At 75.5% G+C, this 4089-nt stretch carries 4 protein-coding genes and 1 pseudogene; all 5 read left to right on the forward strand.

What is annotated here, in order from left to right; genetic code table 11:
• On the forward strand, positions 1-580 hold a 580-nt coding region (locus CCN44_RS42190; RefSeq protein ID WP_086704567.1), incomplete at its 5' end, for a shikimate dehydrogenase family protein.
• Positions 581-749: 169 nt separating this feature from the next.
• Positions 750-1910 carry a 3-amino-5-hydroxybenzoate synthase gene (gene rifK / locus CCN44_RS42195; protein WP_059246580.1) on the forward strand — a complete coding sequence of 387 codons (1161 nt, stop codon included), beginning with the start codon at positions 750-752 and terminating at the stop codon, positions 1908-1910.
• Positions 1907-3001: a Gfo/Idh/MocA family protein gene (locus CCN44_RS42200; protein ID WP_086704569.1), complete on the forward strand. Its 1095-nt coding sequence runs from the start codon at positions 1907-1909 to the stop codon at positions 2999-3001. Before rifK ends, CCN44_RS42200 begins: the two co-directional genes overlap by 4 nt.
• 7 nt (positions 3002-3008) lie before the next feature.
• Complete coding sequence (locus tag CCN44_RS42205) at positions 3009-3704, forward strand: HAD-IA family hydrolase (protein WP_059246582.1); 696 nt, start codon at positions 3009-3011, stop codon at positions 3702-3704.
• Positions 3705-3706: 2 nt separating this feature from the next.
• A pseudogene (locus tag CCN44_RS42210) lies at positions 3707-4089 on the forward strand (ROK family protein); the annotation flags it as partial.

Genomic DNA, 4089 nt, shown 5'->3' on the forward strand with positions numbered 1-4089 from the left:
GGCCGCCGCCCTGCTGGCCGACCGGCGCAGCCGCACCGTCGAGATCACCGGCAGCGCCAACGCGCTGCGCCGCGAACCCGACGGCACCTGGCTCGCCGAGAACTTCGACGGCTCCGGCTTCGTGGCCGGACTCGTGCGGGCGGGGCACGAGCCGAAGGGCGCCCGCGTCGCGCTGGTCGGCGCGGGCGGCGCCGGCAGCGCCATCGCGGCGGCCCTGCTCGACGCCGACGTGGACCGGCTGACCATCACCGACCCCGACACCCCGCGGCTGACCGCGCTCGTCGACCGGCTGGCCGCCCACTGGCCCGGCCGGGTCCGGGCCGCCGGCCGACCGCCGCTGGCCGACAGCGACCTCGCCGTCAACGCCACCCCGCTCGGCCTGCGCCCCGACGACCCGCTGCCCTTCGCACCGCAGGCGCTGCCGCCGGGCGCCGTCGTCGCCGACATCATCATGAAACCCCGCGACACCCGGCTGCTGCGCGAGGCCGCCGCCCACGGGCTCCCCGTGCACCACGGACGCCACATGCTCACCGGCCAGATCGACTCCTACCGTGCGTTCTTCGGACTGCACGCGCCCTAGCCGCCCGCCACCGGCCGACTACCAGACCGGGGGATGGGAGGCCCGGCACGCCGCGTCCTAGTCTGAGGACGGCCAGCACTGCGCGAACCGTCCGGACCGGCTCTGTCGCCCTCCTAGCCTCGCCCGCTCACTCCCGCCCAGCCCGTTCCCGACGGAGATTTGGAGAACCATGAACGCGCGACCGGCACCGGTATTCCCCACATGGCCGCAGTACGACGACGACGAGCGGACCGGACTGATCCGGGCCCTCGAACAGGGCCAGTGGTGGCGCATGGGCGGCGAGGAAGTCGACTCCTTCGAGCAGGAGTTCGCCGACTTCCACGGCGCCCCGCACGCCCTCGCCGTCACCAACGGCACCCACGCCCTCGAACTCGCCCTCCAGGTGATGGGCGTCGGCCCGGACACCGAGGTCGTCGTGCCGGCCTTCACCTTCATCTCCTCCTCCCAGGCCGCCCAGCGCCTCGGCGCGGTCGCCGTCCCCGTCGACGTCGACCCGGACACGTACAACATCGACGTCGCCGCCACGGCCGCCGCCATCACCCCCCGCACCCGGGTGATCATGCCCGTGCACATGGCCGGTCTGATGGCCGACATGGACGCGCTCGGCAAGCTCTCCGCCGACACCGGCGTACCGATCCTCCAGGACGCGGCCCACGCCCAGGGCGCCCGCTGGCAGGGCAAGCGGGTCGGCGAACTCGGCACGGTCGCCGCGTTCTCCTTCCAGAACGGCAAGCTGATGACCGCCGGCGAGGGCGGCGCCGTCCTGTTCCCCGACAGCGACCGCTACGAGGCGGCGTTCCTGCGGCACAGCTGCGGCCGGCCGCGCACCGACCGCCGCTACCTGCACCAGGTCGCCGGCACCAACATGCGGCTCAACGAGTTCTCCGCCGCCGTGCTGCGCGCCCAGCTGCGCCGTCTGCCCGCCCAGACCGCACTGCGCGACCAGCGGTGGGCGCTGCTGTCCCGGCTGCTCGGCGCCATCGACGGCGTCGTACCGCAGGGCGGCGACGTCCGCGCCGACCAGAACACCCACTACATGGCGATGTTCCGGATCCCCGGCATCACCGAGGCGGACCGCAACGCCCTGGTGGACCGGCTGGTCGACGCCGGACTGCCCGCGTTCGCCGCCTTCCGTGCCATCTACCGCACCGACGCGTTCTGGGAGACCGGCGCCCCCGACGAGACCGTGGAGCAGATCGCCGAACGCTGCCCGAACACCGAGGCCATCAGCAGCGACTGCGTCTGGCTGCACCACCGGGTGCTGCTCGCCGCGGAGCGGGACCTGGAGATCACGGCCGAGATCATCGCGGACGCAGTGGCCGCCGTATGAGCGTGCGGGCCGCCGTGGTGGGGCTCGGCTGGGCGGGGCGGGAGCTGTGGCTGCCCCGGCTGCGGTCCCACCCGGACTTCGACGTGGTCGCCGTCGTCGACCCCGACCCCGCCGCCCGGGCGGCCGTCGGCGCGGCGACGGGCACCCCCGCCCACGCGGAACCGGACGCGCTCGACCCCCGGTCCGTCGACCTCGCCGTCGTCGCCGTACCCAACCACCTGCACACCACGGTCGCCGCCGGCCTGCTCGGCCGGGGCGTGTCCGTCTTCCTGGAGAAGCCGGTGTGCCTGTCCGGCGCCGAGGCCGACACCCTGGCCGCGGCCGAACGGGACGGCGGTGTGCTGCTGGCCGGCAGCGCCGCCCGGCACCGCGCCGACGTCCGCGAACTGGCGGCGGCACTGCCCGAGTTGGGACGGGTACGGCATGTAGACCTGGCCTGGGTACGGGCCCGCGGGGTGCCGCGGGCGGGCGGCTGGTTCACCCGGCGCAGCGAGGCCGGCGGCGGCGCCCTGGTCGACCTCGGCTGGCACCTCGTGGACACCCTGACCGCGCTGCTCGGCCCGTCCCCGGTCCGCCAGGCCGTCGGCGCCGTCTCGGACGACTTCCTCAACGCCGGCGAGTGGTCCGCGGCCTGGCGCCGCGAGCAGCCCGCCGCCGCCCTCACCGGTGACGTCGAGGACACCGCCCGCGGATTCCTGCTCCGCGAGGACGGCATCTCCGTGTCCCTGCGCGCCAGTTGGGCCTCGCACGAGGCGACGGACCTGTCCCTGATCCGGATCGAGGGCAGCGCCGGCACCGCCGAACTGCGCTGCACCTTCGGTTTCAGCCCCAACCGGCAGCCCGAGTCCGTCCTGACCCTCACCCGCGAGGGCACCACCCGCCGGCTGCCGGTCCCCGCCGAACCCGTCGGCGCGGAGTACGGACGGCAGCTGGACGGCGTGCCCGCCCTCCTCGCCGACCCGGCCGGCCGGGGCCGGGCCATCGCCGAGGCACGGACCACCGTACGGCTCATGGAGCGCCTCTACGCCTCCGCCCGGGCCGGCCGCGACGAGCCGCGCGAGCCCGCGTACCCGCAGACCACCAGCAGATGAGGACCCCATGACAGTCCACTCGACCGACCGGCCCCTCGCCCCGGCCGGCCTCCTGACGACACCCCGGCGGGCGGTCGTCTTCGACCTGGACGGGGTGATCGTCGACAGCTTCCCGGTCATGCGGGAGGCCTTCGCGGTCGCCTACGCGGAGGTCGTCGGCGACGGCCCGGCCCCGTTCGAGGAGTATGTGCGCCACCAGGGGCGCTACTTCCCCGACATCATGCGGATCATGGGGCTGCCGCTGGAGATGGAGGAGCCCTTCGTCCGCGAGAGCTACCGGCTCGCCCACCGCGTGGAGGTCTTCGACGGCGTCCTCGAACTCCTGCTGACCCTGCGGGTGCGCGGCCTGCGGCTGGCCGTGGCCACCGGCAAGGCCGGGGACCGCGCCCGGTCGCTGCTCGACGGGCTCGGCCTGCTGCCGTTCTTCGCGCACGTCATCGGCTCCGACGAGGTGGCCCGGCCCAAGCCCGCGCCCGACATCGTGCAGCGGGCGCTGGAACTGCTGGACGTGCCGCCCGAGGAGGCCGTCATGGTCGGCGACGCGCCCACCGACCTGGCCAGCGCCCGTGACGCCGGCGTGGCCTCGGCCGCCGCCCTGTGGGTCGGCCCGGACGAGGAGGAACTGCTCGCCGCCGGGCCCGACGCGGTGCTGCGCCGCCCCAGCGACCTGCTCGCGCTGTGCCCGGCCGTACCGGGCCGCTGAGCGTGCCCACTGCACCGGACCGGCAGCCCGGCGCCGCCGCGGCGCCGGGCCGGCTCGGCATCGACATCGGCGGCACCAAGGTCGCCCTCCGCGCGGAGACCGGCGACGGCCGGATCGAGGAGTCGTCCTTCACCTGGGGCCCGCACCAGGACGCCGACCGCGACCTGGCCGACCTCGCCGCACACCTGAAGGAGTTCCCCGGCGCGGCGGACGTACGGGCCGTCGGCGTGGCCGTGCCCGCCACCGTCGGACCCGACGAACGGATCACCGCCTGGCCCAGCCGCCCCGCCTGGTCCGGGCTCGCCCTGGGCCCGGCCCTGCGCGCGCTGTTCCCCGGGGCGGCGGTCGCCTGGGCGGACGACGGCGACCTCGGCGCCCTCGCCGA

Origin of the sequence: Streptomyces tricolor (assembly GCF_002155905.1) — a bacterium.
Classification (GTDB): Bacteria; Actinomycetota; Actinomycetes; order Streptomycetales; family Streptomycetaceae; genus Streptomyces; species Streptomyces tricolor.